The organism is Planococcus massiliensis (genome assembly GCF_000821325.1).
In the GTDB taxonomy this organism is placed as follows: domain Bacteria; phylum Bacillota; class Bacilli; order Bacillales_A; family Planococcaceae; genus Planococcus; species Planococcus ruber.
In genome coordinates this window covers 433,922-458,110 of sequence record NZ_CCXS01000001.1, presented here as the reverse complement: position 1 = coordinate 458,110, position 24,189 = coordinate 433,922, and the positions used below count along the sequence as shown (strand labels likewise).

The following is a 24,189-nucleotide window of genomic DNA, read 5'->3' as shown; positions in this document are numbered from 1 at the left end:
GCATTCTCCAATGGTTTCACCTGCCTCGCCATGCGGAAAACCTGCATTTATTCTTAGTACCCTGATTACCCTTTGCCAAAAGAAAAAAACGCATAGCTGAAAAGCGATGCGCAAAGTCTTTTAGGCCGCTTTCTTTTTACGGTGATTGATCCGGTAAAAGACCAGGTAAAGCGATGGGATCATCACTAAGGTGAACAAGCTTGAGAATGCCAAGCCGGCACTAACGTAATCGAAAGGACCGTAGACGCAATAATAGTCGTAATGAGAATGCTCGGCAGCGCTTTAATAAACGCCCCATTTCCGCCAGACAAGAACAATAATGTAGAAAACGTCACAACAATCGTCAAACTGGAAGAAATGATGGAAGGATACACTTCCCGCACCCCTGTTATGGCGCCGTCAAGCGGGGAATCGCCGAGTTTGTAGCGGCGCTGGATATTATCATTCCCGAAAATGCTGTCATCAACCAGTATCCCAATGGCAATGATCAAATCCGATGACGGAAATCTGGTTCAAGTCGACACCCGTGAGCGGGATCGGGATCAACCCGATCAATACAGACGCCTGAACTGCAATCAATAAATAAATATATATAAGCCTTCAAAATCAAATTGGCATTTTCTGCTTGTGATTCGTAGTGTTCGGCTTTAATGCCGCCTGGCAGGTCTTCATCGAATGCTTCAATAACCTATCTCAGTGACATTTTTGCCTACTGAAGGCGCATCCTGGGCAGTTTTCAGGAAAACCGTATAAGAAATTGCGGGTTCGCCTACATAGGTCACAATATCTTCTGTTTTTGGTCCATCAATTCAATGGTTGTCACTTCTTCAAACAGAACAGCCGTGGAAGCCGAATTGGAAGAAATGGATTGGACAGGCGCTATCCGTCGGCTACTGACTTTCTCTTTCAATCGTATTCGTGATAGAGTTCTCAATTTCTTCCGGACCTGCACCCGGAAGAATCGTCGAAATCAGCACGAGGCTAGGGGGTCAGGAATTTCAAGCAGGGGCAACACGTCAAATACATATACACTGATACGCATAAAAATAAATAGTGAAAATAAAAACAGCTTTCCCTGCTCCAATATGTACTTCATAATCAATCTCCTCTCCAATTTTGTATAACTAATGTTTAATTATTTCCATACTTCCATCTTGAAATCCTATAAAAAATGGATTGAGGAAAAGATCCCCAATCCACTTTTAAAGAGGCTGTATCGTTTTTTGCTTCAGATAATAAGCGGCCGCAAAAATGGCAAGAGGCGGGACGATGCATAGACGGAACCAAATCCCTTGCCCGCCAAGAAAAATGGTGAGCATTGGAACCAATAGTGCAGCTCCGCTCCAAACAAGGACTTTCCAGGAATGTTTCCAGAGACCATAGATCAATAAAACGACCGAAGCAATGACCAGCGTCCATAAAAGGATGCCGACGAGGAAGAAACCCATTCTTTACTCCTCCTTAACCGGAAGCGGATGATTTTCTACCCTATACCCTTTTCCTTACTTTTTTATACAATGAAAAGAAAAAGCCGAACGGCAAAGAACTCCGTTCGGCTTTCGCACATTATAGATTTTGGATAAACAGGCGGATAACGTCGGCCCCGCCGATGATATTGCCTGCTGCTGTGCCTAAATTGGTAAGAACGACAACCAGCAGCACCCGTGTAACTTTATTGTCCCAAAAACCTTTAACCGTGAATACGTCTTTTGAGAGAGTTTCAAAATCCCCGACATTCGGCCGGCGTACATACGCTTGGGCAAGGCCAGAAAACCATCCGGCTGCAAGCAAAGGATGCAGCGCCCCGATCGGCCCTCCCACAAAGGCGGTCAAAATGGCGAATGGATGGCCAAACGCCACTGCGGCCCCGATTGCACCAAGCGAGGCGGTCCAGAGCACCCAACTGATGGTCTGGTCGATTCCCGCTGCCGGGTTGTTGTAAAACGTAATCGCAATCAACGCGACGAGGACAATCGGAATCATCCAGCCAATAATTTTCGGCCATTTCGATTTCTCCGGCACTTTGGACAGTTTCGCCAAATCATGTTCGTTATGGATTTCTTTCGTGATTCCAGGTACGTGGGCCGCGCCAAGCACCGCCACGATTTTTTCACCAGGAGCTTCTTTGATTTTCTGGGCCAGATACTGGTCCCGTTCATCAATAAGCGGCTGTTTCAGCTTAGGAAAAGACTGGGTAAAATCATCCAATACTGCGTTTAGCGTATCCTGTGATTTCATTTTTTCCAAGTCTTCCTCCGAAATGGTTTCTTTGCTGAAGATGCTGAAAAATACGGAGGTCAAAAGCTGGGCTTTGCCCATGACACCCAGGTTTCCCCAAATCCGCGAGAACGTCACTTGGATGTTCCGGTCAGCAAGCACCAGGTCAGCGCCTACTTCTTTCGCCGATTCAATGCCTTGAATCATTTCCTGTCCCGGTTTGATGCCGAACTGATCCGCCAGCCGGTTTTGGAAAGAAGAAATGGCCAAGTTCATCAGCAAAAGACTGGCTTTCTTTTCTTTTAACACTTTAAAGATGTCCGTTTCCTTCCACTTGCTGTTTTCCGTAACAGACTGGTAGCGCTGTGCATCCAATTCGATGCACACCGAATCCGGGCGCTCTTGTTCAATCACCGTTTTTACTTGTTCCGCACTTTGCCGGGAAACGTGGGCTGTACCGATCAGCACAACCTCACGACCATCCAGCTGGATGCGTGTAATATTTTCTTCCTGCATGAATTTACTTCCTTTATAGAACCTAATTTCCCCTCGCGCGCTGCGTGAAAAGACTGTCTATTTCAATAATGAATCACATTGCTGAAAATATCAATGCCGGACTCTTCAGTTCTTCAATTTTCCTCGCTTTCCCGTTACAGGCCTTTGGCGTTGAATGTATCGCCCGCTTCCAGGTTTCCGGCTTTAAATCCTTTATAGAACCAGGTTTTGCGCTGTTCAGAAGTGCCGTGCGTAAAACTTTCAGGCACGACGTAGCCGCGCGAGCGCTTCTGAATTGTGTCATCGCCGACCGCACTGGCAGCCGTCAACGCTTCATCCAAATCCCCTTCTTCCAGCAGGTCCATGCCTTGCGCATGATGGGCCCAGACTCCTGCGTAATAATCGGCTTGAAGTTCCAACTTCACTTGCAGCTTATTATATTCCTCTTCACTCAGTTGATTTCTGAGCGGCTGCACTTCCTTCATTACGCCGAGCAGGTTCTGCACATGATGGCCGACTTCGTGGGCAATCACGTAAGCCATTGCGAAATCACCGGGTGCTTGGAACTGATTCTGCAGCTCTTCATAAAAACTGAGGTCAATGTACAATTTCTGGTCTCCCGGACAATAGAACGGACCGACTGCTGCTCCCGCTGTTCCGCAAGCTGAATTTACGCTGCCATCGAAAAGCACTAAGGTCGGCTCCACGTATTCCATGCCTTCCTCTTCAAAAACCTGCGTCCATACCGTTTCCGTATCCGCCAGGACAACCGCCACAAAATCGGACAGCTCCGCTTCCTGCTCCGTCTCCACATAAGGTTCATTCGTCTGGGTTCCGCCAGAACCAAGGCCGTCCAATACCGCTCCCGGATCACCGCCAAGAAACGCCACAAGCAGCACAATCAGCAAACCGCCGATTCCGCCTCCGGCAACTAATTTTCCGCCGCCTCCCGAGCCTCTCCGATCCTCTACGTTTCCACTCGCTCTTCTACCTCGCCACTTCATCAAACCACTCCTTAAACAGCCTCTTTCTTCCGTTATACCCACATTTACAAGTTTTCAAATCAATACTCAGAAAGCCGGTATACCAAGAAGCGTTCCCGAAAATCCTTTCCGGAAGCAGGCAATTCCATCTCTTCAGCCAGTTCAAATGGCGTCCAATGCACCAAGTAATCAATAAAGTCATCCGAAGGAAAAAAGAGGATCAAGTCGATCTCCCTTGTTTTTTGTTCATAGGATTCCAGAATATTGTTCAAAACGCTGATGAAAATCTGGACTGAAAAAGGATTAAAAAAATAGAATTTATTGTCCGCCGGCTGAATGCGGTAATCTTGTGCCAGACACTGGATAAACTGGATTTTACCTGCTGTTTTCCATTTCTTTTCATAGGCCATCAAATTTTCCAGCGCCTGTCCATGAAAATGGGGATTCATTTCGACGCCAACAGTTTTTGCCCCGAAGCGGTGGTGAAGGTAAAAATTCAAACGCCCTTTTCCGCTTCCAAAATCGACGATGCGATCCGAATCAGCTAAGCTGTACCGGGCAAATAATTGATCAAGAAGCGCGTAAGGCGTCGGTTCATATCGATGATGGTGAACCGATTCGGGAAAATCATGCTGGATTTCCGAGGTCTGTATATGCAATTCTTTGTCCCGGCGCTTTTCTTCTTCCATACTGATCTCCTCCTTTTTTCAAAAAGCATTCCACATGGCTTGCAAATTCCTATTTTTTTTGATATGGTCTAGCTAATTCAATATTTTCTTGCCCGATTATTCCGGGTGAGGATAGAGGAGCAAAGACCATCAGTACGCTTACCGAGGAGTATGGGATCCGTTGACGTATGCTGAAAGGGGAATTTGCCGAAGCGATGAAAGGCTCATAACCGCCATCGCTGGTTCTGCATTGAAAAAATGCTGGACTGTCATATAGGAAACTATATGGAGGGCTATCTGACACAAAGAAACAAAAAGCATGACATTGTTTCTATGGCAGCAACGAGACCCTCGTTGCTGCTTTTTGTTTGTTAAGGACCAACCCGTTAACCGCTGAAAGCAAACTAAAAAATGAGAAAAGGGTGGTATGATGAATTTCGGACAAGTAGTAACAGCCATGGTGACGCCATTTGACGCACAAAGCGATATAGATTTCGGGGCAACACAAAAATTGGTGGAGCATTTAATTGCGAACGGCACCGATGCATTGGTGGTGGCCGGAACGACCGGTGAGTCCCCTACACTATCGACAGATGAAAAAATTGCCTTATTCGAATTTGTCGTTAAAACCGTGAACGGCCGAATTCCAGTAATTGCAGGAACCGGCTCCAATGACACACGGGCTTCCATTGCATTGACGCGGGCCGCAGAAGAAATGGGCGTGGACGGCGTGATGCTGGTGACTCCATATTACAATAAGCCTTCCCAGGAAGGCATGTTCCAGCATTTCCATGCGATTGCGGCTTCAACCCGCCTCCCGGTGATGCTTTATAACATTCCTGGGCGCAGCGTTGTAAATTTGTTGCCGGAAACCACTATTCGCTTGTCGGCTATCGACAATATTGTCGCAATTAAAGAAGCGAGCGGCAATCTGGACGCCGCAGCAGCCATCATTGAAAACACTCCAGCGGATTTTGCCGTCTACAGCGGTGATGATGGCCTGACCGTGCCGATGCTTTCGATCGGCGGCCAAGGAATCGTCTCAGTGGCAGCCCACGTTATCGGAAATGATATGCAGGAAATGATTACGCTTTTCAAAGGCGGCAATGTCCAGGAAGCAGCAGCGCTGCACCGGAAATTATTGCCGGTCATGCATGCGTTGTTTGCGGCGCCAAATCCAGTGCCCGTTAAAACCGCGTTGAACTTAAGCGGCGTTGAAGTCGGCAGCGTGCGTTTGCCGATGGTCCCGTTAAATGAGCAGGAACTATCCGCACTCCAACAAGTGCTGGCAGAAAGCCCGGCCAACCTTTCTAAACTATAAAAACCTGGCCCTTTCAAAGCAAAACTGCTGAAGCAACTATCGCTTCAGCAGTTTTTTTATTGATTGTCTGTAAGTTTTTTAAACGTCTGTTTTAAACTGCCTCCAAGCGACAGCTCGCTAATGTCGATTCCCAAGCTGATGATGGTCTGGGCAATTTCCGGCCGGATGCCGGTCAGCATGCTGTGCACTCCGATCAGCTTCAGCGACTGCGTCACCCGGATGATTTGTTCCGCTACTACCGCATCGACTTTTACAACGCCTGATAAATCCAGGATCAAGGTGGAAATTTTTAACCGGCTCGCTTCCATTAACGTCTTTTCCAAAATGTACTGGGCCCGGTCGATATCAATTTCGCCAATCAGCGGCAAAATCGCAATTTGGTCATTTACAGGAACAACCGGTGCAGATAATTTCATAAATTCATCGTGCGCATCTTTCAGGCTCTTTTGATAAGAATGGATATAGGCGAAACTGTAAGAATAAGCGGCATGGTCTAACAGAGTATGGAAATACTCCATAATTTCAAACAGGCGTTCAAGCTTGATTTGATTTCGCATCGCTTCCGTTTTAATGAGTTTGCCGATATGTTTTCGGTAAAGAGACGTCTCTGCCAAGGCCGCATCAAGCGCCATGTTCTGGTCTAGAAAATAATTGCCGGTTTTTTCTCCCCACATAGAAATTTCATCATAAGCTGTTTGCGGATCCAAAAAATGTTCAAATGATTGGGCCAGCAATCCGATAAAACCAGCACGGAATTCAGTGACTGCATCAATAAAGCTGGCGAGTTGTTCTGCTTCTTCAAAACTGATGTTTTTCGAAACTTCTTCCTGTATCAATTCAGCAATGACATACCGTTCTTCTTCCACCCGACTGCCAAGCATTTTAATTTCTTTATCCATCCAGATCCCCCACGGTTTTCGCTATTGTTTTGAATTTATTATAACCGCCTTTAGGGGCTCCGGCATACTGCAATTCCAAATTAAAAAGCAAATTTTTTCGCTGCCGCCAAACCACCGGCAGCTGCTAAACATTCTGCGCTCTGCTCAAAGAGCCGTCACCCGGTTGCGCCCGCCTTTTTTGGAAGCATACAGCGCTTCATCGGCACGGGTATAAAGGGTAACTTCGTCGTCCTTTTCAGAGAACGAAGCCATTCCGATACTGACGGTGATCGGAGTATGCGCCCATTCATCCATTTCCACGCGCCGCCGGATCTGTTCGGCAAGATTCAGTGCCTGGTCTTGTTCAAACCCGGGCAAAACGATAAAGAATTCTTCTCCGCCTAACCGGGCCACTATGCCGAAAGCCTCCGCCTCTTCTTTCAGCTTGCCCGCTAATTCCTGGAGCACAAGATCTCCAGTATGATGTCCGTATGTATCGTTGACTTTCTTGAAATAATCAATATCAATAATCAAAGTCGTAAGAGGCAAACCTTCCTTTGCCCGCCCCAGCAAGTTATCCATTTCTTTTTCCAGGTAACGCCTGTTCTTTAATCCTGTCAAAGCATCCGTATCCGCTTGCTGCTTCAGGCCGCCGTTAAGTTTTTCAAGCTCCAATTGCTTCGCTTCCACTTCTGCAAGCAGCTTTTGGAGACGCGCGTTGGCTTCCGCCGATTCCTGATTGATCTTTTCTGCTTGTTTCTTCGCCAAAAGAAGTTCTTTCTCATACTCGCCGCGAATCGTCATCTCAATCATTGCACATTCGAAAAATCCGTTGCGCTCGATGCTGTTCATTAAAACAGGAATTGGACCTCGTTCACTTTTGATCATTAAGGACATTTCAGTGACCCTTTTATGTAAAGTGACAGCAGGCAAGAAATACGTTTGAAAATAGACACGCGAAGCAGTTGTCAGCATTTCATGAATGTGCTCAGGCATTTCACCCCTGCCCCAAATCCGCTTCATCTCCAAATTCATTTCCACGACCTTGCCTTCAAGATCCATCACTAAATAACCGAATGGCGCTTGATTTAACCGCTCTTCCATCCCCTATTCACTCCTATTCGTTCAGATATTGCTGGATATGGGCGACTGTTTCTTCCACGTCACTAAGATGAGGATTATGCCCTTTCGCATCCATAATGATAAATTTACTGTTTTCGATGTGTGCATGCACATAGCGCCCGACTTCAATCGGCGCGATGGCGTCAAATTGAGTCTGCAGGATCAAGGCTGGAACGCGGACTTTTCCAAGTTCGCCTCTCATATCGGATTTAAAAGTGACTTCCGCAAATTGGCGGGCAATCACTGGATCGTTTGAAGAAAGAATGCCTTCAAAGTCCGTCGTCAAGGCCGGGCGATCCGGGTTTTGCATCACAACCGGGGCTAAGTATTTTGCCCATTCTTTATAGTTCACTTCCATCATATCCAGCAATTCATCAATATCGGCCGGTTCAAAACCTCCCTGATAATCCCCTTCGTTCAAATAGTAAGGCGATGGTGCAATCATGATAAGCTTCGTGATCAACTCCGGGCGTTCATTTGAAGCAAGGATTCCGATCATGCTGCTGACTGAATGCCCGACAAAAACCACATTCCGAAGATTCAAAGCATCGCACAGATCCAGCAAATCCTGTTTATAGCCATGCAGCGTACTGTAGCGTTCCGTTGAGTATTTCGATTTATCGCTTTTTCCGGATCCTACATAATCGAAAAGCACAATTCGGTACTTGTTTTCAAATGCCGGAGCGACCTGGTTCCAAACATACTGGTCACAGCCGAATCCATGGGCGAATACAAGCGTCTGCTTCCCTTCCCCTATGATCCGCACATTATTTCTTTTAATGATTTCTTCTCTCATCTTAACCACTCCCAATGCCTCAATGCTCTTAACTAAAAAATAGTTGTTACAGTCCATATTAACAGTTATTGATAAAAGCGAAAGCAGTTCAAGCCGGGCTTAGCATTGTATATCCAATATGCGCTAATAGTTCGACAAAATGAAATACTAAAATCTGCAGCTAAGCCAAAGTATTAAATTTCTTTCATCGCGCTTGAGTCCTAAAGGCCTATTAAACAGATGAAGCGCTCACTGTTTACCACATAAATAAAAAACGAACCTTTTCGGTCCGTTTTCTTCTGGCCATCAGTCTTCCAGCTTCATCCGTTCCCTTATACCACCTGAAACCTCAGTGCCAATTTCAAGGGGTTCATGAAGGCTGCCAGAAGTTTCAGGTGCTGGCGGCGCATCTTCTATCACTTTTTTCACTTGGACGGAATTCATCTTTTCCGTCAATTTTGGCATAAGATTCCGTGACAGCGCAGTGCCTTTCACTTTCGATCCCACTCCAATGGATTCCTGCGGATTGTCGATTAGGCTGATGATGGCTTCAATGACCGGTTCCGGGTCGTCCATCGGCTTCATTTCCGCTTCATGCCCTGTATAGTTGGCCGTATGCAAAAACCATGGCGTGTCGGTTGCCCATGGATGGACCATGCAGACATGAATATCCTTATGCCCTTCCAACTCGATTTCCTGATGGAGCGAGGCTGTCAAACCAATGACGGCAAATTTCGTGGTGCTATAAGGCGTATAGTAAGGGAACGGCACTTTTCCGGCGACCGATCCGATATTGATCAAGGTCCCATGGCCCTGTTGCTTGAACTGGCGCAAAGCGTAGTGGCTGCCGATCAACGTACCGATAACATTGATTTCAACTGCGCGTGCCATATCTTTTCCCGGCACTTCTGTATAAGGGCCGATTGCACCTACTGCTGCGTTGTTGATCCAAACATCGATTTTTCCGAAAGCGGCTAGCGCGGCTTCAAAAAGCTGCTTCATCTCTTTTTCTTTGCTGACGTCTGTAGTAACGGCAATGGCATTCGAACCCAGTTCATTGGCCAATTCTTCTATCAGTGAAGTTCTGCGGGCCGCAAGCACAAGGTTCGCTCCATCAGCAGCCAATTGCCTCGCCACTCCTTTTCCAAACCCGCTTGATGCCCCTGTGATGACAACGGTCAATCCTTGCCTTTTTTCATTTTCAGCCATGCGATTTCCTCCCTGCCGCTTATTTATTGCGGAAACGTTCACGCATATTGCCAGATACGCCGCTCCCTTCCCTCCTTGGTTCAAACAAACTGCCGGATGTCGGTTCGGCTGGCGGCGAGCTCTTTAGCATCTTGTGCAAGAAATGGCCATCCAATTTTTCGACAGTATCCGGCATCAATTTGTGTATGACTGCTGCGCCTTTAACTTTAAAGCCAATTTCCAAGCTTTCTTTTGGATGATCGATCAGTTCCAGAATCTCTTCGATGACTTCTTCCGGGTCATCTGCAGGGCCGATTTCAATGGCATGTCCGCTGTAGTTCCCGGCATGCTCAGTCCAAGGCGTATCCGTCACCCATGGATGAACTGCACAGACATGAATATCCTTCCAGTCGTCCAGCCGCATTTCCTGATACAAGCCTTTGCTGAGTCCTGAAATCCCATATTTCGTCGCCGTATAAGCAGCCCCGAAAGGAAGCGGAATACTGGTGGCAAAAGAAGAAAGGTTGATCAAAGTTCCGTAGCTTTGCTGCTGAAATTGCTTCAAAGCGAAGCGGCTTCCGTACATTGTCCCTATGAGATTCACCTGAACAAGGCGCATCTGATCGGCAAGCGGAATTTCTGTGAACGAACCGATAATCCCAAGACCCGCGTTGTTAATCCAGACATCCACTTTGCCAAAATCAGCAAGCGCCGTATCCATCAGCCGTTCCATGTCGCCTTCTAGGCTGATATCCGTCGTCACCGCAATCGCATTCGGCCCCAATTCCTCAGCTAGCTGCTCAATCAGCTCTGTTCGGCGGGCTGCCAAAACCACATTCGCCCCTTCTGCTGCCAGCCGCTTCGCCATTCCCTTTCCAAACCCGCTTGATGCTCCTGTGATGACGACCGTCAGACCTTGCCTGGACGTTCCTTCTGCCATTCGAACCTCCTCCTCAGGTAAAGAATATTTTGTTGCTTCTGCCATACCCCTTTCTCCGCAATAAAAACGCCGCTAGCCTGTATATTCAAACATTAGGGAGGAGTATGCCGAATTCACGAGAATTTCTTAAGTAACACAGAACCGCCAAAGGAGGCCCATGTTATGCTGTTTGAAAACTTTAAGCTGCAGACCATTGCTTTAAAAGAAGTCGAAGTGCGTGTACGCATCGGAGGAGATGGTCCGCCGCTCCTGCTCCTGCACGGCCATCCGCAGACCCATATGATGTGGCATAAAGTCGCACCGCTGCTGGCCGGGCAGTTCACTTTGGTCATGCCGGATTTGCGGGGCTACGGCGACAGTTCAAAACCCGCAAGCATGGCTGACCACTCCAGCTATTCCAAACGCGCCATGGCCAAAGACCAAATCGAATTAATGAAAAAGCTTGGATTTGCCCCGTTCTCCGTTGCCGGACACGACCGTGGCGGCCGCTGCGCTTACCGGCTGGCGCTCGATTTTCCTGAAGCTGTCGAAAAACTTGCGGTGCTCGACATCATCCCGACGGGCGAGGCCTTCCGAAGAACCAATAAAGAATTTGCCTCAAGCACATGGCACTGGTTTTTCCTGTCACAGCCTTTCGACTTGCCGGAGAAAATGATTGGTGAAAACCCAGACCATTTTTATTTTCGCGGCAGCCGGGACCTGTTCCATCCGGAGGCCCTGGCGGATTATCTGCGCGGCATTCAAAACCCAGGAACGATCCACGCGATGTGCGAAGACTACCGGGCCGGTGCAACATTTGATTTTGAACTGGACGAACAGGACCGCGGAACGAAGAAAATCGCCTGCCCCCTGCTTGCGCTTTGGAGTGAGCAAGGCGAATTGCCGGGATTATATGATGTTCTGGACATTTGGAGGGGCTGGGCAGATGATGTCCAAGGGCGCGGAATTGACTGCGGCCACTATTTGGCGGAAGAAGCGCCGGAAGAAACGGCGCGAGAATTGGAGCGTTTTTTCAAGAAAGTTTAAATCAAAAAACGGACAACCCCTTAGCGGTTTGTCCGTTTCTTCTTTCTATATCGCTTCTGCACATTAAATCTCGGAGCTTAACACGATTTCCCCTTTAGGCGTCTCGTTGCCCGCTTGCGGCTCAAGCGTAATGGCGATTGTATCCCAGTCTTCGGTATTGTCTTCCAAACTGTAATACGCATTCCCTTTGCCCTCTTCACTTGGCGTAAATGCTCCCGCTGGAATCGGTTTGCCTTCCTTCAATAGCCAAATCTGGTAGACTTGCTCGCCTTCAAGCGCTTCGAGCTGTTCCGCCTGAACAACCAGTTCCAACGATTCTTCTTCCCGGATGATGGCTGCTTTCGCAGTGCCGCCAAATACTTCATTTGGCTGCAGGTCAATGGACTGGAAGGCCATCTCATCGTTCGTTTCCGGCTGTTCCGAGAGCTTCAAAAGCGCATAGCCGTTGCCGAGCAAAGACACGAACAGAGCGGCGGCAATCAATACAGGCCATCTATTTTTCTTTTTCAGCGTCTTCTTGGCCGCAAGCGGCACCGGTTCCCGATTCAATTCCACCGGTTTCTCCTGCTCTTTTTCCTCTTCAAAAACATTGGATAAGATTCTCGCTTTCATGCCGGCCGGCGGCTCGACAGGATCTGCAAGATAAGGGAGGTCGCCGGTCATTTCAATGATTTCCTGGCAATCTGCACAGGTTTTCAAATGCTGTTCAAATTCAAGCTGTTCTTCTTTACTGAGCGTTCCGTTCAAATAATCGATGACGTGGTCACAATTCAGTTTCGCCATGGTGAGTCCCCCTTTCCTGCACATCGTGCAAAGTCCCTTTTAGTTTTTTCAAAGCAAGCCGTATCCTGCTTTTAACAGTCCCGAGCGGAACCTCGCATAGCTCAGAAATTTTTTCATGTGTGTATCCTTTAAAATAAAACAACTGGACCATTTTTTGCTGTTCTGCCGATAAATTTTTTACAGCCAGTTGGATCTGTTCTTTCTTTTCCTGCCATTCCGCTGTTTCTTCCACACTCGATTCCGGACTGACCAGCTCTCCGGCTTCTTCAAGCGCCACCGATGGCTTTTTCTTTTTGCGGATCAAGTCAATAGCCGCATTCCGTGACATTGTGAACAGCCAGGAAGTGAATTTCCCTTTGCTTTCATCGTATTCCCCGACGCCCCGCCATACTTTGATGAAAACTTCCTGCAGCGCTTCTTCTGCCAAATCCCGGTCTTCGGTTATTTTCAAAAGAAACGAGAACAGAATTTTTTCATAGCGGTCGTATAATTGTTCAAGCGCTTCTTTGTCTTTGTTCCGCACACGTTCATATAGAACAAAGTCTGAACTTTTTTCCATAACTGGTCCCCTTTATTCAGATTTCATTCCTCAAGCTTACTATAACTCAGTGTTAGCCAACACAATAAAGTTGAAGAACCAAGAATTCGAAGAAAAGAAGAATGAGAATGAAATATGATTTCCGTTCTTTTATTCACAATTACTGTTTCCTTACTTACTTAACGGATCAGCCCGCTTTTTAGTTCACTCCAAAAAGTTTTTTAAAAAAGAGTGATCTATTCTTCAAAAGGCTCCGTTAGGTAGGCAAGAAATCAAAAAAGAGGAGTGTTGACGATGAAATGGAGAAAAATTTTAGCACCGGTATTAGGGGCAGCATTGCTTCTGCCTGGAATGGGATCAGCTGCATTTGCACATGACGGCCCGCATACGGATACGACGGGAGATGAGCTGCGGGCAACACTAGACGGGTTATTGTCGGAACACTATGCACTGGCTGTCGACTCGATGATGAAAATCTATGACGGAGACAAAGCGGCCGAAGCTGCAATGGCTGCACTCGATGAAAACGCAGCCGATATGGAGCCGGTCATTGCATCGGTCTACGGCGAAGAAGGCGGAGCGGCATTCGAGGAGATCTTTGCGAAGCACAATGTCGGAACCGATGACTACGCGATGGCTGTAAAAGAAGCCAATGAAGAAATGAAGCAGGAATCGCTTGAACAGATTCAGTCTTTCGTTGACGAAATGGGCACGTTCCTTGCGACAGCAACGGAAGGAAACCTTCCAGAAGACGGAGCCAAACAAGCGCTGCGCCAGCATGAAGATTTTGTCCAAGATACCTTCGATTTATATGCGGCTGGTGAATACGAAGCAGCCTATAAGTCTTATCTTGAAGGCTTCAAGCAAATTTTCGGAGCTGGCAGTGCTATCAGCGGTGCAATTGCCGCTCAATTTCCTGATCAGTTCACAGATCCGAACACACCGGCCGGCGATTTCCGTTCAACAGTGAACCGCATTGCGGCAGAGCATTTTGCGCTGGCACAATTGAGTATGGCAAAAGGCTATAACGGTTCGGCAGATTTTGACTTTGCCGATTGGGCACAGGACCAGAATACCGAAGAATTCCGCGCCGCCTTAGCTTCTGTTTACGGCGATGAAGCAAGCAATCAATTCGTAGCGCTTTGGAATAATGAACACATTTCAATCCAAGGCAATTTGGCAGCTGCTTCGGCTTCTGAAGACCAGGAAGCTGTTGATAGTGCCACTATGACATTAACCGATACCTTTGCAAATGAATTAGGCACTTTCTTAAACACTGCGACTGAAGACCGCATGCCTTTGGAAGAAACCATTGCAGCTGTTGCGGCGCACGAGAAATCAGTAGTAGATACATTTCAGCAATATGTTTCAGGCGACTATGCGGCTTCCTATGAGACTTACCGCACTGGATACGCCCTCATGTTCGATATCGGCAAAGGCTTGAGCGGTGCAGTTGTGGATCAATTCCCTGAGAATTTCGTTAATGCAGCACCTGATAAAATGCCGGCTACCGGATTTGGCGGCAGTGAAAGCCAATCTGATACAATGATGCTATGGGTGGCACTGAGTGCCCTAATCTTAGTGGGCGCCGGAACTATTACGTATCGTCAAAGTAAACAACAATCATAAATGACGGGAAATAAGAGAGGGCTTTTTAGCCCTCTCTATTCCTACTTTAACGGGAGGGATGGAAAATGAAGCAGATTGTGACAATGGGCATCGCCGTTTTTTTGGTCGCTGCCTTATTTTTCATTTTAAAGCCGTTGGCGAATGGCCCGGCGGATAAAGAAGAAAGCGTACAACTTGAAGAAAACAGTGAAAAAGAAGTGACGGCGGGAAATGTTGTCGACAAAATCGCCGAATTCCCCATCTTTCCTGAACAGCGCGAAAAACTGGAAATGGTCCAAAAACAACGGCAAGAAAGCATTAAAGGCATGGAACCGGCATCTATCGAAATCGGATCTATCGGAGTAAAGGCAGCAATCGAGCCGACTGGCATCCTGGAAAATGGCGAAATGGGCGTCCCGGAAGACGTTGATCAAGTGGGCTGGTTTGAACCCGGTTTCAAAGCAGGCGCAAAAGGACATGCCGTGCTTGCCGGCCATGTCGATAGCCTGACCGGTCCTGCTGTCTTCTATGAATTGAAAAAGGTAGAGCCGGGTGATCAAGTGAAACTGGCGGATGCAAAAGGCCGGGAAATGGTATTTGAAGTTCAAAAACTGGCCAGCTACGAAACCGATGCAGCACCGATTGAAGAAATCTTCGGCAATGCAGACGGACGGTTTATCAACCTCATTACTTGTACCGGCGACTTTAACCGCGATATCGGTTCACACGAAGAACGCTTGGTGGTAACCGCTGAACTCATTTCCGATTCGGCCGTCGAGATTGCAGCTCCCAAAGCACCGGAGAACGTCATTGCGACTGGCTTCAATATTTCGTGGCATGCAATACGGGACGATGCCATTATCGGCTACCGCGTTTACGAAGAAGATACCGCAACCGGTGAGATGAAGAAAATCGAAACCGTCTCCCTGTTCGACCGCAAGAACATTACGATCGAACAGAGCGAAGGCAAACGCTACTACGTTGCCTCCGTCGATGTAGACTTGAAAGAATCCAAGAAAGCAGAAGCGTTAAAATAAAAACTGTGGAAGCTTATCTAAAGGGCTTCCACAGTTTTTATTTGCTTTTAAAAGTTTTTCTGGTTATCAGGTTTCTCTTGGACTTTAGCCAAGAAAGTGGATTGTGGTTTTACTGATTCTTTTTGTTAATGCCTGACGCACTTCGTTTTTATAACTTGAAGATAAGTTAAAAGAAAAAGATTATCAGGCGGTATTTTTCTTCGAGTCTATGCGGTGAAAAAAGTGTGGAATATTTTCTATACGACGGATGCTGAAGCAGCCTCTCGGGCGTCCACCCTTGCAATGATGCGGGTTTGTTACATTCGCTCTTTCTTAAACGATTCGATGCAGGGATTGTCGCAGGGCTCCCCTTTGCGACTCATGCTGATTTTTACTTTCTTCGCTTTTAATAAAGTTATGTCCTCATTCGAACAGTAATGAGAGCCTCGACTGAAGCAGCGAATCGACTTCTTCGAGCGGAGACTCTTTTCTAAGACTATTTTTACTATCGGTTTTATTCGGGCGTATTTCCGTCTTAACTGGGCGTATTCTTTCGACTACTGAGCGTATTTTAAATTTGCAGGAACAACCGCTTCTTTAATTTTATGGTCAATAACAAGCAAGAAAAAAAGCAAATCCGGTAAATCCGGATTTGCTTTTAAGATTTTCTGCTCTTTATTGCTTGCGGTAACGGACTGCTGCTGTTGCAGCAAGAGCCGCTAACATCAAGCCGGCCATAATCCATAGGAACGGCGTTGTGGATGAAGCGGCTGTTCCGCCCATACCTGTTGCCGGCATTTCAGATGGCATTTCCGCAGCCCCGAACTGATCCGGGAACTGGTCAACGATGGCTGCCGATAATCCGGCTGCTGGCATTGACATATGCGCATAGGCTTCACGAATCGAGTTATATGCGGCATCGAAGTCTCCTGCAACGTAAGAGTCAAAAGCTGCTAACAATTGGCCCGTGTGTGCTTTCAAGCCTTCTTCTAACGCATCTGCCGGTACACGGCCTTCAGTGGCTGCATCAAGAAGTGCCGCTTGTTCGATGATGTATTGATCCAAATCAGCTTTCGCTTTTTCCTGGCCTTCCATATTGCCTTCGCCTGTCGCTACTACGTAATCAACAAAGTAGCCAATATGTGATTTCCAGATTTCTTCAAACTGAGCTCCAGCTTCATCGCCGTAGACCGATGCAACAGCTGCAGTTAAATCGTCAGCGTTCGCAAGCAGCCCGGCAGATGCCTGGTCGAAACTTTCAGCTCCGTCTGCTCCGTCCTGCATCGCCATTGCCGCTAAGCCGGCATGCTCTGTAAAGGTCATATTCAACTGGGCACGCAAGTCAACAGCAGGCGTGTCTGGATTCGTCCCATCGAAGTTCTCGGGGAATTGATCAGCGATTGCTACGGATAACGTTTCTGCGAACATGCTCATGTGATGGATCGATTCGCGTTCAAGTGCGTACGCTGTTTCAAAATCACCAGCTACATAAGCATCAAAAGCTTCTACTAATTGATCCACGTGCATATCCAGTCCTTCTTGAACAGCTGCTGCCGGTAAACGACCTTCAGTCGCTGCGTCGAAAAAGTCCGATTGTGTTTTCTTGTATTCTTCCAAATCTGCCAAGGCTTTGTCTTTTCCAGCCTGGTCTTCTTTTGCAGTCGCTGTTACGTAATCAACAAAATAGCCGATATGCGATTTCCAGATTTCATCGAATTGCGCTGCGCCTTCGTCACCGTAAACAGAAGCGACTGCCGCTTTTAAATCATCGGCGTTTGCAAGAAGCGCTCCAGAAGCCTGATCAAAATCTTCAGCGCCGTCTACGCCTTTTCTCATCGCCTCAACTGCCAGGAAAGCATGCTCCGTCAATACCGTATCCAATGCGATCCGAAGTTCGGCTGCCGGTGTTGCTGTCCCCGTTTCCATAGCTGAAGCTGAAGCCGGTGCTGAATGTGATTCATGTCCGTCTGCCAATGCCGCTGTCGGCACCAATAATGAAAGGGTTAATGGAAGAGCTACTAATAGTTTGTTCATTTTCATCTAAATCCTCTCCTTTTTCCTGTTTAATTTTTTGTACTGCCCACAAAACGCAGGAACAAATGGTTTAGATCACTTTTTTCTAAAACTAATTTATTTTCTTGAATTTCATCAATTCAAAAGGAATACGGCCTTCAAAAAAGGAATTGGCCCTGCTTTCCAAGAAAGATACATAGAAATTATTTTATTCCATCTGAGGAAGGAGCACCCAAAATGGCAAATGATAAAATTACCCGAAAAAATCCTGCCGGCGTCCCTGAACCTGTCGGCAATTATACACACATCACGAAAATTCCCAGAAATGCTGAACTGTACGTGACTTCCGGGCAAATCGGCCTGGATGAAAACGGAAAGCTCCCTGATAGCTTGAATCGGCAAATCACCTATACGTTCCAAAACATCCGGGCGGTGCTGGAATCCGAACAGCTTTCAGCAGCCGATATCATCAAAGTGAACATATGGGCTACGGAAAAGATCGACTGGGATTTTATGTACAGCGAATGGTCTGCCATGTTCGGAGACGATGATCCCGCCATGACAATCGGCTATATCAAGGAACTGGGATGGCCGGAAATAAAGGTTGAAATTGAAATTTGGGCGGCGAAAGTGTAGCCCGCTGCTAAGCCCTCTCTTCTTAATCAAAAAATGGCGAAAAAATGGCGGCGCGAAAAAAAGCAATGATTTCGGCCAGTAAACCAGCACGTATTACTGTATGGTTTTCGAGCCGACATGCTAAACTATTTTTAACTAAAAAAGGAGGCGTTTGCATTGGGAAGGGATTAATGAAGATTGGCGAAGTTGCCCAATTAAGCGGAGTATCAATCAGAACAATCGATTATTATACGAATCGCGGGTTATTGTCAGTTGAGCGCTCGGAAAAGAATTACCGGCTCTATCCCGACTCAGTGCTAAAGACGCTCGAACGGATCCACCAATTGAAAAACCAGCGGCTGTCGATCGCTGAGATCAAAGAGCTTCTCGATTCAAGCCAGCTGCCGGAAACAGATGTACTCGCTGAAGACGTATACGAAGAATTCGATTGCCTGCAAAAAAAGATCATCCGCTTAGAAGAACAAATGAAAGATGCACCGACGCATGTCAAAGTGCAGATCAGCAGAGCGCTTGAGAGCAAATTGGTGGCTATTGCCTCCCTGCTCGCTCTGCTGTAACTAATTTCGGAGGTGAATCCCTTTAACAGGGAACATAAGTGGACATAATTACGATACTGAATTTGGGATTATTGGTACTATTACTCGCGCTGACGGCATTTTTTGTCGGCTCGGAATTTGCGGTCGTCAAAATTCGCATGTCGCGCCTGGATCAGCTGATTGCAGAAGGCAGTAAAAAAGCGGTGACAGCTAAAAAGGTCGCCAGCGACTTGGATTATTACCTATCCGCTTGCCAGCTCGGCATTACGGTCACGGCACTCGGACTCGGAGCGCTCGGAAAACCGACTGTTGAACGTCTCATGTATCCGATATTTGAATTTCTTTCGGTTTCGGATGCGGCTGCCTCTGCTTCGTCTTACGCGATTGCCTTCTTGCTTGTCACTTATTTGCACGTGGTGCTGGGTGAAATGGCACCGAAAACATTGGCAATCGAATATGCGGAAAAAATGTCGTTATTGCTTGCCCCGCCGCTTTACTGGTTCGGCAAAGCATTGAAGCCATTTATTTGGTTATTAAACGGGGCTGCCCGCCTTCTTTTAAGAGCGTTCGGCGTTCAACCTGCCGGACATGACCAAGCCTACTCGGAAGATGAGTTGAAGATTGTCATGGCCCAGAGCTATGAAGGCGGCGAACTCAATGAAACCGAGCTGTCTTATATGGAAAACGTCTTTACATTCGATGAACGTGCAGCGAAAGATATCATGGTCCCGCGCACCGAATTGATTACATTGGATAAAGACATGTCGCTGGATGACATCGTCAAGGTGCTGGATGAAAACAATTACACACGCTATCCGGTGACCGAAGACGGCGATAAAGACCGCATCATCGGCTTTGTCAGCGCCAAGAAAATGCTTCCGCACATCGTAGCAGGACGCCCTTGGCAGCTGCAGGATTTTGTGCTTGAAGTGCCGACCGTTTTTGAAATGACCGGCTTGCAGAACGCACTGCTGCGCATGCAGCACGCCCGCGTCCATATGGCCATCGTCGCAGATGAGTACGGCGGAACTGCCGGGGTGCTGACGTTGGAAGACATTCTGGAAGAAATCGTCGGGGAAATCCGCGATGAATTTGATGAAGACGAACAGCCGGAAATTGACCAAATCGGCGAACACCAGTATTTGATCAACGGGCGGGTCCTGTTAAGTGATCTTGAAGAACGATTTGGCCTGACTTTTGAGGAAAGCACCGATATTGATACGATTGGCGGCTGGGTCCATTTCAAAAGCCTCGGGGAAGTCCAAACCGGCGATACCTTGACGAAAGAAAATTCTTTGTGGACCGTCACTGAAATGGATAACCAGCAAATCAAGCAAATCATGTTCCATCGAGAACCTGAATAACCCTGCATGCCCATTCTGTTTTTGACTAGTTAACGGAGGTGAATCCCCTATCTAAGGGGAGCCATATTGGAAGGACAAATAATCATTAACCTGCTGCTCGTCGCGCTGATGATTCTCGCGACTGCATTTTTCGTCGGTGCTGAATTCGCTATTTTAAAGGTGCGGATGTCAAGAATCGATCAACTGATTTCAGAAGGCAATAAAAAAGCCATACGCGCAAAAGAAGTAGCCAATAACCTTGACTACTATTTATCTGCATGCCAGCTCGGCATCACCGTAACCGCTTTGATTCTCGGGGCATTGGGGGAGCCGACAGTCGAAAAAATGCTGCACCCCGCATTCGACTATTTTGCTGTGCCCGAAGCTTTAGCGACCGCTCTTTCCTATGCAATCGCACTTGGAATTGTCACGTTCCTGCACGTAGTCATCGGCGAACTGGCGCCCAAAACTTTAGCGATCCAATTTGCGGAAAGAATGACCTTGCTTCTTGCTCCGCCCCTTTACTGGTTCGGCAAAATCATGAGTCCGTTTATCTGGGTGATGAACGGCTCAGCACGCTTATTCCTTAAACTTTTCAAAGTAGAGCCTGCCGGCCACGAAGAAGCGCATTCTGAAGAAGAATTGAAATTGATTATGGCCGAAAGCTATAAAAGCGGGGAAATCAATCAAACTGAATTAACCTATTTAAAGAATATTTTTGAATTTGATGAGCGGATCGTGAAGCATATCATGATTCCCCGCGAAAAAATCATCACGGTCACTCAAGGTCTTTCGCGCGAAGAATTTTTCGGTATACTGGACCAGCATGAATATACCCGCTATCCTGTGACTGAATCCGGCGACAAAGACCGAATTCTGGGATTCATCAATACGAAAGAACTGTTGACCGGAATGGCAGCCGGACGCGTTCAGGACCCTGCTGAGCTGCTCCACAAAATGCCAAGCTTTCCCGAAAATACACCCATTCAAAAAGTGCTGAACAAAATGCAGCAAAGCCGCATTCACATGGCGATTATTACCGCAGAAGACGGGCATACAGCCGGCATTGTGACGATGGAAGATATTTTGGAGGAAATTGTCGGGGAAATCAGCGAAGAATCTCTCGAAATCAATCCCATTTAACAAATGGGTTTTACCCTTTCCACAGTCCAGCATCCTGTTGGACTTTTTTATTTTCCCTCCCCTTTTTATTTTGATTTGGATGGCTGTTCTATATTACAATGGTCAACAGAGCCATTTTTCCTGAATGCAATTCGAGCAAATGACATGGCCCTCCTGCGGATTGCAGGCAAATTAAACGGATACAACATTACGGAGGCGGAAAACAAAATGATGAGAGACCAAAAACTGCACGCCTTTCTATGCAGCAAAACGGAGTTTCTGACAGAACAATGGTATGAATCGTTAGATAAGACAAAAGACGGGGTCTACGGTTCAACTGATCCGGAAATGATTCAGCAAGTCAAAGCACAAAACCATGCGTTTCATGTCCAATTTTGCGGCATGTTCGAAAAAGACGATACGGAATGCATAGAGGAATTTCAAGACTGGATTAAAGCCATTGCCAAAGATGAAGCGCATTTAACGACTCCACTTGAAGAAATTATCGAGGAGTTTTTCCGAACTCAGCAGCAATACCTGGAATTGATCGAAGAATATGCAGAAGCGAATTTGGATGAACTCTCGGTCAAACAAATAATCGCGTGGAACCGCGGCGTAGTAGAAACGATCAACCGCATCATTTTGGAGTATACACTCCAGCATTCACTTGCCACGAAAAACCGTTTGAATGCCCAACGGGAAATGATTGTTGAGATGAGTGCGCCCGTCATTTCACTTGCCTATGACATCGGATTCCTTCCGCTCGTCGGTGAAATCGATACGTACCGGGCACATATCATTTTTGAAAAAGCCTTGTCGCAATGCGCTGAGCAGCGGTTAAACAAATTATTCATCGATTTATCCGGCGTGCCGATCATCGATACTATGGTGGCCCACCAAATTTTCCAATTGATTGACGGCCTGAATTTAATCGGCGTTGAAACTGCCTTATCCGGAATCAGCCCGGATATTGCCCAAACAGCTGTCCAGCTGGGCCTCAACTTCAACAACGTGGAAATCCACAATACGCTGGCACAAGCGATGCAATTGAATAAATTGAACATCATTTAAATTTTTGCAGGCATGAAAATGCATAAAGAAAGGGCCGCTTGAGAATCAGCGGCCCTTCTTTTTATTGATTTATTTTAGTAGCTCAATGCTTTTTCGTACATCCATCGCTTTAATGTGCCCATGGAGTTGAAAGACACAGCTTCTCCGGTAGCTTTGTGCTCTGCTTTAATAATGACATCGAATTCATCCACCATGAATGACCAGCCTTCCTCAACCAGGCTGCGCGCCGTTTTGACAATCATGCTTGACCCTCGGACTGTTCCCAATTTCATCGCCTTCAACTCCTTTGAATTAAATATAGAAGCTCTATTGCTTCAGCCTCTTAATGATAATTGTACTTTTACATTCCTCATTTATCTAGTATTCAAACCTGAAAAATGCGCCAGTCACAAAAATACATAAGCTTACTCCCCCATAGGCTCGATCGCCATTTACCCCCTTCTGAAATTCGCCAGATTCCCTATTCCTTAATTCCTATTTATGCTTATAAATGTTTAGGGCTTAAAAGGTCGGGGGTACACTAGCAATACCTTGCTTTACAGGAATCCAACTAACCAACAGGAGGAATTTATTATGGCAAAACGAGAAAATACGTTTATCGGAACTTTTGATGTACAGGCGGAAGTATTAAGCAAAATCACAGAATTGAAATCTCAAGGATATAGAGAAGAAGATATGTACGTCATTGCCCAAGATGAAGACCAATTGACGATGATCAAAGGGCAGACAGATGTTAAATTGGATACACAGGAAGACCAGGGCTTCATGGGAAGATTCATCTCGACGTTAGCAGGAGAAACCTCTTCATTTGAGGCTTTCAATAGCATGGGCCTTGATTCCGAAGAATCTGATACTTATAAGCGTGAAGTCGAAAACGGCAAAATTTTGCTTTACGTGGATAGCGAATATGGCCCGTCCTATGACCGCTATACCGAAACACGGGCGAATACAGCTGGCACCGGCTCTGCTTTTACAAACGAAACGAGTGCTTCAACAACGGACGAAGAGCGCCTTCGCCTGCACGAAGAACAGTTAAGAGTGGATAAAGAGCGCGTTCAAACCGGGGAAGTGAATGTCGGCAAGCATGTCGTAGAAGACACGCAGACGATTGAAGTCCCAGTAGAACGCGAAGAAGTCTATATTGAACGCCGTCCGGTAAATGAAGCAACGGATTCTGCAACGGCTGGCGGATTGACCGGAAAAGACGCTTACCAGGATGGCGAAAACATCCACATTCCGATTTCTGAAGAACGGGTAGAAGTTTCGAAAACCGACGTGGTTTCCGAAGAAATCGTAGTTGGAAAACGCAAAGTCCAAGATACCGAGCAAGTCACTGAAACGACTCGCCGCGAAGTGGCGGATATCGATGAAGACAACGATTCAACTACAAACGGCCGCAAGCCTTTATAATTACTGAAAGCAACATGGAACGGCATAAGCCGTTCCATGTTGCTTTTTAATAATGATTTCCATCTTCTGTTATCCTGTATTTTCAATTAGCTTTGGCACAATCGCAAAATCATCGCCGGGCTCTGTCGAATCATGCACCGGTTCAAATAGAGCAATACACTCTGCTTCTTTCAAAAGGCTTTTCAATTCCGGCACGGAAAAACAAACCGGATTCGAAACTGTCTGACTCCGTAAACACTTTTCCCTCTTCATCCCTCATCATTTACAGATAATGGATTTTCGTCACATGGCCGTTGGGATCGCGTTCATATGTCCATTCTAAATGCCGCATACCGCTCCCGTCTTTATCAATGCCGCCGGTTCTTTGAAATACGTGATGGCATCGTGGATGAAAACCAAATCGCAGCCGGTTCCGGCATCCATCGTGCACATACCGCCTTGTAGATGGCAGCAGCCCGGATTCAACTGCCGGCTGGCGGCAATCATATCCATGGAAATAT

The 24,189-nt window shown here is 46.8% G+C and carries 25 protein-coding genes and 1 riboswitch; of the genes, 10 read left to right on the top strand and 15 right to left on the bottom strand.

Features of this window, described 5'->3' with window-relative positions; genetic code table 11:
• Positions 1 to 185: 185 nt before the first annotated feature.
• The 5 genes from BN1080_RS17485 to BN1080_RS02300 form a co-directional block, all read right to left on the bottom strand.
• Positions 186 to 491, bottom strand: coding sequence for an efflux RND transporter permease subunit (locus tag BN1080_RS17485; protein ID WP_052650156.1), 306 nt, complete (start codon positions 489 to 491; stop codon positions 186 to 188).
• A 711-nt stretch (positions 492 to 1,202) separates the two neighbouring features.
• Positions 1,203 to 1,448 carry a hypothetical protein gene (locus BN1080_RS02315; RefSeq protein WP_052650154.1) on the bottom strand — a complete coding sequence of 82 codons (246 nt, stop codon included), beginning with the start codon at positions 1,446 to 1,448 and terminating at the stop codon, positions 1,203 to 1,205.
• 118 nt (positions 1,449 to 1,566) lie between these two features.
• Positions 1,567 to 2,733, bottom strand: a complete 1,167-nt coding sequence (locus BN1080_RS02310) for a TraB/GumN family protein (RefSeq protein WP_052650152.1) — start codon at positions 2,731 to 2,733, stop codon at positions 1,567 to 1,569.
• A gap of 134 nt (positions 2,734 to 2,867) precedes the next feature.
• Positions 2,868 to 3,716, bottom strand: a complete 849-nt coding sequence (gene ypfJ / locus BN1080_RS02305) for a KPN_02809 family neutral zinc metallopeptidase (protein WP_052650150.1) — start codon at positions 3,714 to 3,716, stop codon at positions 2,868 to 2,870.
• A gap of 59 nt (positions 3,717 to 3,775) precedes the next feature.
• The gene (locus tag BN1080_RS02300; protein WP_052650148.1) at positions 3,776 to 4,384 is read right to left on the bottom strand and encodes an SAM-dependent methyltransferase; all 609 of its coding nucleotides are present in this window, start codon (positions 4,382 to 4,384) and stop codon (positions 3,776 to 3,778) included.
• Positions 4,385 to 4,488: 104 nt separating this feature from the next.
• Positions 4,489 to 4,667: riboswitch (Lysine riboswitch) on the top strand.
• A gap of 126 nt (positions 4,668 to 4,793) precedes the next feature.
• On the opposite strand from BN1080_RS02300, the gene dapA reads away from it, so the two are divergent.
• Entirely contained in the window at positions 4,794 to 5,684 is an 891-nt protein-coding gene (gene dapA / locus BN1080_RS02295) for a 4-hydroxy-tetrahydrodipicolinate synthase (RefSeq protein ID WP_052650146.1), read from the top strand.
• 56 nt (positions 5,685 to 5,740) lie between these two features.
• Here the strand turns inward: dapA and BN1080_RS02290 are convergent, their stop codons facing one another.
• The 5 genes from BN1080_RS02290 to BN1080_RS02270 form a co-directional block, all read right to left on the bottom strand.
• The gene (locus BN1080_RS02290; protein ID WP_052650144.1) at positions 5,741 to 6,583 is read right to left on the bottom strand and encodes an STAS domain-containing protein; all 843 of its coding nucleotides are present in this window, start codon (positions 6,581 to 6,583) and stop codon (positions 5,741 to 5,743) included.
• A 144-nt stretch (positions 6,584 to 6,727) separates the two neighbouring features.
• Positions 6,728 to 7,666, bottom strand: a complete 939-nt coding sequence (locus BN1080_RS02285) for a GGDEF domain-containing protein (RefSeq protein WP_052650142.1) — start codon at positions 7,664 to 7,666, stop codon at positions 6,728 to 6,730.
• Positions 7,667 to 7,679: 13 nt separating this feature from the next.
• The gene (locus BN1080_RS02280; protein WP_052650140.1) at positions 7,680 to 8,480 is read right to left on the bottom strand and encodes an alpha/beta fold hydrolase; all 801 of its coding nucleotides are present in this window, start codon (positions 8,478 to 8,480) and stop codon (positions 7,680 to 7,682) included.
• Between the two features lie 285 nt (positions 8,481 to 8,765).
• The gene (locus BN1080_RS02275; protein WP_052650138.1) at positions 8,766 to 9,668 is read right to left on the bottom strand and encodes an SDR family NAD(P)-dependent oxidoreductase; all 903 of its coding nucleotides are present in this window, start codon (positions 9,666 to 9,668) and stop codon (positions 8,766 to 8,768) included.
• A 19-nt stretch (positions 9,669 to 9,687) separates the two neighbouring features.
• The gene (locus BN1080_RS02270; RefSeq protein ID WP_052650136.1) at positions 9,688 to 10,587 is read right to left on the bottom strand and encodes an SDR family NAD(P)-dependent oxidoreductase; all 900 of its coding nucleotides are present in this window, start codon (positions 10,585 to 10,587) and stop codon (positions 9,688 to 9,690) included.
• A gap of 162 nt (positions 10,588 to 10,749) precedes the next feature.
• Between BN1080_RS02270 and BN1080_RS02265 the strand changes: the two genes are divergently transcribed.
• Entirely contained in the window at positions 10,750 to 11,613 is an 864-nt protein-coding gene (locus BN1080_RS02265; RefSeq protein WP_052650134.1) for an alpha/beta fold hydrolase, read from the top strand.
• Between the two features lie 63 nt (positions 11,614 to 11,676).
• On the opposite strand, the gene BN1080_RS02260 is transcribed toward BN1080_RS02265, so the two are convergent.
• Both BN1080_RS02260 and BN1080_RS02255 read right to left on the bottom strand, forming a co-directional pair.
• The gene (locus BN1080_RS02260; protein ID WP_052650132.1) at positions 11,677 to 12,396 is read right to left on the bottom strand and encodes an anti-sigma factor; all 720 of its coding nucleotides are present in this window, start codon (positions 12,394 to 12,396) and stop codon (positions 11,677 to 11,679) included.
• Positions 12,377 to 12,955 (bottom strand): RNA polymerase sigma factor, encoded by a 579-nt coding sequence (locus tag BN1080_RS02255; RefSeq protein ID WP_052650130.1) that lies wholly within the window; start codon positions 12,953 to 12,955, stop codon positions 12,377 to 12,379. The genes BN1080_RS02260 and BN1080_RS02255 overlap by 20 nt, the downstream gene beginning before the upstream one ends.
• A gap of 273 nt (positions 12,956 to 13,228) precedes the next feature.
• Between BN1080_RS02255 and BN1080_RS02250 the strand changes: the two genes are divergently transcribed.
• Together BN1080_RS02250 and BN1080_RS02245 are read left to right on the top strand one after the other, a co-directional pair.
• Positions 13,229 to 14,563 carry a hypothetical protein gene (locus BN1080_RS02250; protein WP_052650129.1) on the top strand — a complete coding sequence of 445 codons (1,335 nt, stop codon included), beginning with the start codon at positions 13,229 to 13,231 and terminating at the stop codon, positions 14,561 to 14,563.
• A gap of 65 nt (positions 14,564 to 14,628) precedes the next feature.
• The gene (locus BN1080_RS02245; protein WP_052650127.1) at positions 14,629 to 15,579 is read left to right on the top strand and encodes a class F sortase; all 951 of its coding nucleotides are present in this window, start codon (positions 14,629 to 14,631) and stop codon (positions 15,577 to 15,579) included.
• A 654-nt stretch (positions 15,580 to 16,233) separates the two neighbouring features.
• Here the strand turns inward: BN1080_RS02245 and BN1080_RS02240 are convergent.
• Positions 16,234 to 17,598, bottom strand: a complete 1,365-nt coding sequence (locus tag BN1080_RS02240) for a hypothetical protein (protein WP_052650126.1) — start codon at positions 17,596 to 17,598, stop codon at positions 16,234 to 16,236.
• A 210-nt stretch (positions 17,599 to 17,808) separates the two neighbouring features.
• On the opposite strand from BN1080_RS02240, the gene BN1080_RS02235 reads away from it, so the two are divergent.
• The 5 genes from BN1080_RS02235 (at position 17,809) to BN1080_RS02215 (ending at position 22,279) form a co-directional block, all read left to right on the top strand.
• Positions 17,809 to 18,207: a RidA family protein gene (locus BN1080_RS02235; protein WP_052650124.1), complete on the top strand. Its 399-nt coding sequence runs from the start codon at positions 17,809 to 17,811 to the stop codon at positions 18,205 to 18,207.
• A gap of 170 nt (positions 18,208 to 18,377) precedes the next feature.
• Complete coding sequence (locus tag BN1080_RS02230) at positions 18,378 to 18,764, top strand: MerR family transcriptional regulator (protein ID WP_052650123.1); 387 nt, start codon at positions 18,378 to 18,380, stop codon at positions 18,762 to 18,764.
• A gap of 38 nt (positions 18,765 to 18,802) precedes the next feature.
• A complete protein-coding gene (locus BN1080_RS02225; protein ID WP_052650121.1) occupies positions 18,803 to 20,107 on the top strand; it encodes a hemolysin family protein in 1,305 nt (434 codons plus the stop codon).
• A gap of 66 nt (positions 20,108 to 20,173) precedes the next feature.
• The gene (locus tag BN1080_RS02220; RefSeq protein WP_052650120.1) at positions 20,174 to 21,229 is read left to right on the top strand and encodes a hemolysin family protein; all 1,056 of its coding nucleotides are present in this window, start codon (positions 20,174 to 20,176) and stop codon (positions 21,227 to 21,229) included.
• Positions 21,230 to 21,436: 207 nt separating this feature from the next.
• A complete protein-coding gene (locus tag BN1080_RS02215; protein WP_052654333.1) occupies positions 21,437 to 22,279 on the top strand; it encodes an STAS domain-containing protein in 843 nt (280 codons plus the stop codon).
• 74 nt (positions 22,280 to 22,353) lie between these two features.
• Here BN1080_RS02215 and BN1080_RS02210 read toward each other — a convergent pair whose 3' ends face one another.
• Complete coding sequence (locus BN1080_RS02210) at positions 22,354 to 22,551, bottom strand: hypothetical protein (protein WP_052650118.1); 198 nt, start codon at positions 22,549 to 22,551, stop codon at positions 22,354 to 22,356.
• Between the two features lie 301 nt (positions 22,552 to 22,852).
• Here BN1080_RS02210 and BN1080_RS02205 point away from each other — a divergent pair, with 301 nt between their 5' ends.
• Positions 22,853 to 23,689, top strand: a complete 837-nt coding sequence (locus BN1080_RS02205) for a YsnF/AvaK domain-containing protein (RefSeq protein ID WP_052650117.1) — start codon at positions 22,853 to 22,855, stop codon at positions 23,687 to 23,689.
• Between the two features lie 318 nt (positions 23,690 to 24,007).
• On the opposite strand, the gene BN1080_RS17320 is transcribed toward BN1080_RS02205, so the two are convergent.
• Positions 24,008 to 24,181, bottom strand: coding sequence for a class I SAM-dependent methyltransferase (locus BN1080_RS17320; protein ID WP_234398912.1), 174 nt, complete (start codon positions 24,179 to 24,181; stop codon positions 24,008 to 24,010).
• Positions 24,182 to 24,189: the final 8 nt, after the last annotated feature.

What these genes read in the sequence shown, in the direction of transcription:
- BN1080_RS02245 (WP_052650127.1), top strand. Translation starts at nt 14,629, where the DNA reads ATGAAGCAGATTGTGACAATGGGCATCGCCGTTTTTTTGGTCGCTGCC.
- BN1080_RS02265 (WP_052650134.1), top strand. Translation starts at nt 10,750, where the DNA reads ATGCTGTTTGAAAACTTTAAGCTGCAGACCATTGCTTTAAAAGAAGTC.
- BN1080_RS02210 (WP_052650118.1), bottom strand. Translation starts at nt 22,551, where the DNA reads ATGAAATTGGGAACAGTCCGAGGGTCAAGCATGATTGTCAAAACGGCG.
- BN1080_RS02260 (WP_052650132.1), bottom strand. Translation starts at nt 12,396, where the DNA reads ATGGCGAAACTGAATTGTGACCACGTCATCGATTATTTGAACGGAACG.
- BN1080_RS02300 (WP_052650148.1), bottom strand. Translation starts at nt 4,384, where the DNA reads ATGGAAGAAGAAAAGCGCCGGGACAAAGAATTGCATATACAGACCTCG.
- BN1080_RS02255 (WP_052650130.1), bottom strand. Translation starts at nt 12,955, where the DNA reads ATGGAAAAAAGTTCAGACTTTGTTCTATATGAACGTGTGCGGAACAAA.
- BN1080_RS02270 (WP_052650136.1), bottom strand. Translation starts at nt 10,587, where the DNA reads ATGGCAGAAGGAACGTCCAGGCAAGGTCTGACGGTCGTCATCACAGGA.
- BN1080_RS02215 (WP_052654333.1), top strand. Translation starts at nt 21,437, where the DNA reads ATGATGAGAGACCAAAAACTGCACGCCTTTCTATGCAGCAAAACGGAG.
- BN1080_RS02310 (WP_052650152.1), bottom strand. Translation starts at nt 2,733, where the DNA reads ATGCAGGAAGAAAATATTACACGCATCCAGCTGGATGGTCGTGAGGTT.
- BN1080_RS02315 (WP_052650154.1), bottom strand. Translation starts at nt 1,448, where the DNA reads ATGGGTTTCTTCCTCGTCGGCATCCTTTTATGGACGCTGGTCATTGCT.
- BN1080_RS02230 (WP_052650123.1), top strand. Translation starts at nt 18,378, where the DNA reads ATGAAGATTGGCGAAGTTGCCCAATTAAGCGGAGTATCAATCAGAACA.
- ypfJ (WP_052650150.1), bottom strand. Translation starts at nt 3,716, where the DNA reads ATGAAGTGGCGAGGTAGAAGAGCGAGTGGAAACGTAGAGGATCGGAGA.
- BN1080_RS02275 (WP_052650138.1), bottom strand. Translation starts at nt 9,668, where the DNA reads ATGGCTGAAAATGAAAAAAGGCAAGGATTGACCGTTGTCATCACAGGG.
- BN1080_RS02250 (WP_052650129.1), top strand. Translation starts at nt 13,229, where the DNA reads ATGAAATGGAGAAAAATTTTAGCACCGGTATTAGGGGCAGCATTGCTT.
- BN1080_RS02235 (WP_052650124.1), top strand. Translation starts at nt 17,809, where the DNA reads ATGGCAAATGATAAAATTACCCGAAAAAATCCTGCCGGCGTCCCTGAA.
- BN1080_RS02285 (WP_052650142.1), bottom strand. Translation starts at nt 7,666, where the DNA reads ATGGAAGAGCGGTTAAATCAAGCGCCATTCGGTTATTTAGTGATGGAT.
- BN1080_RS02290 (WP_052650144.1), bottom strand. Translation starts at nt 6,583, where the DNA reads ATGGATAAAGAAATTAAAATGCTTGGCAGTCGGGTGGAAGAAGAACGG.
- BN1080_RS02280 (WP_052650140.1), bottom strand. Translation starts at nt 8,480, where the DNA reads ATGAGAGAAGAAATCATTAAAAGAAATAATGTGCGGATCATAGGGGAA.
- BN1080_RS02240 (WP_052650126.1), bottom strand. Translation starts at nt 17,598, where the DNA reads ATGAAAATGAACAAACTATTAGTAGCTCTTCCATTAACCCTTTCATTA.
- BN1080_RS17320 (WP_234398912.1), bottom strand. Translation starts at nt 24,181, where the DNA reads ATGGATATGATTGCCGCCAGCCGGCAGTTGAATCCGGGCTGCTGCCAT.
- dapA (WP_052650146.1), top strand. Translation starts at nt 4,794, where the DNA reads ATGAATTTCGGACAAGTAGTAACAGCCATGGTGACGCCATTTGACGCA.
- BN1080_RS02205 (WP_052650117.1), top strand. Translation starts at nt 22,853, where the DNA reads ATGGCAAAACGAGAAAATACGTTTATCGGAACTTTTGATGTACAGGCG.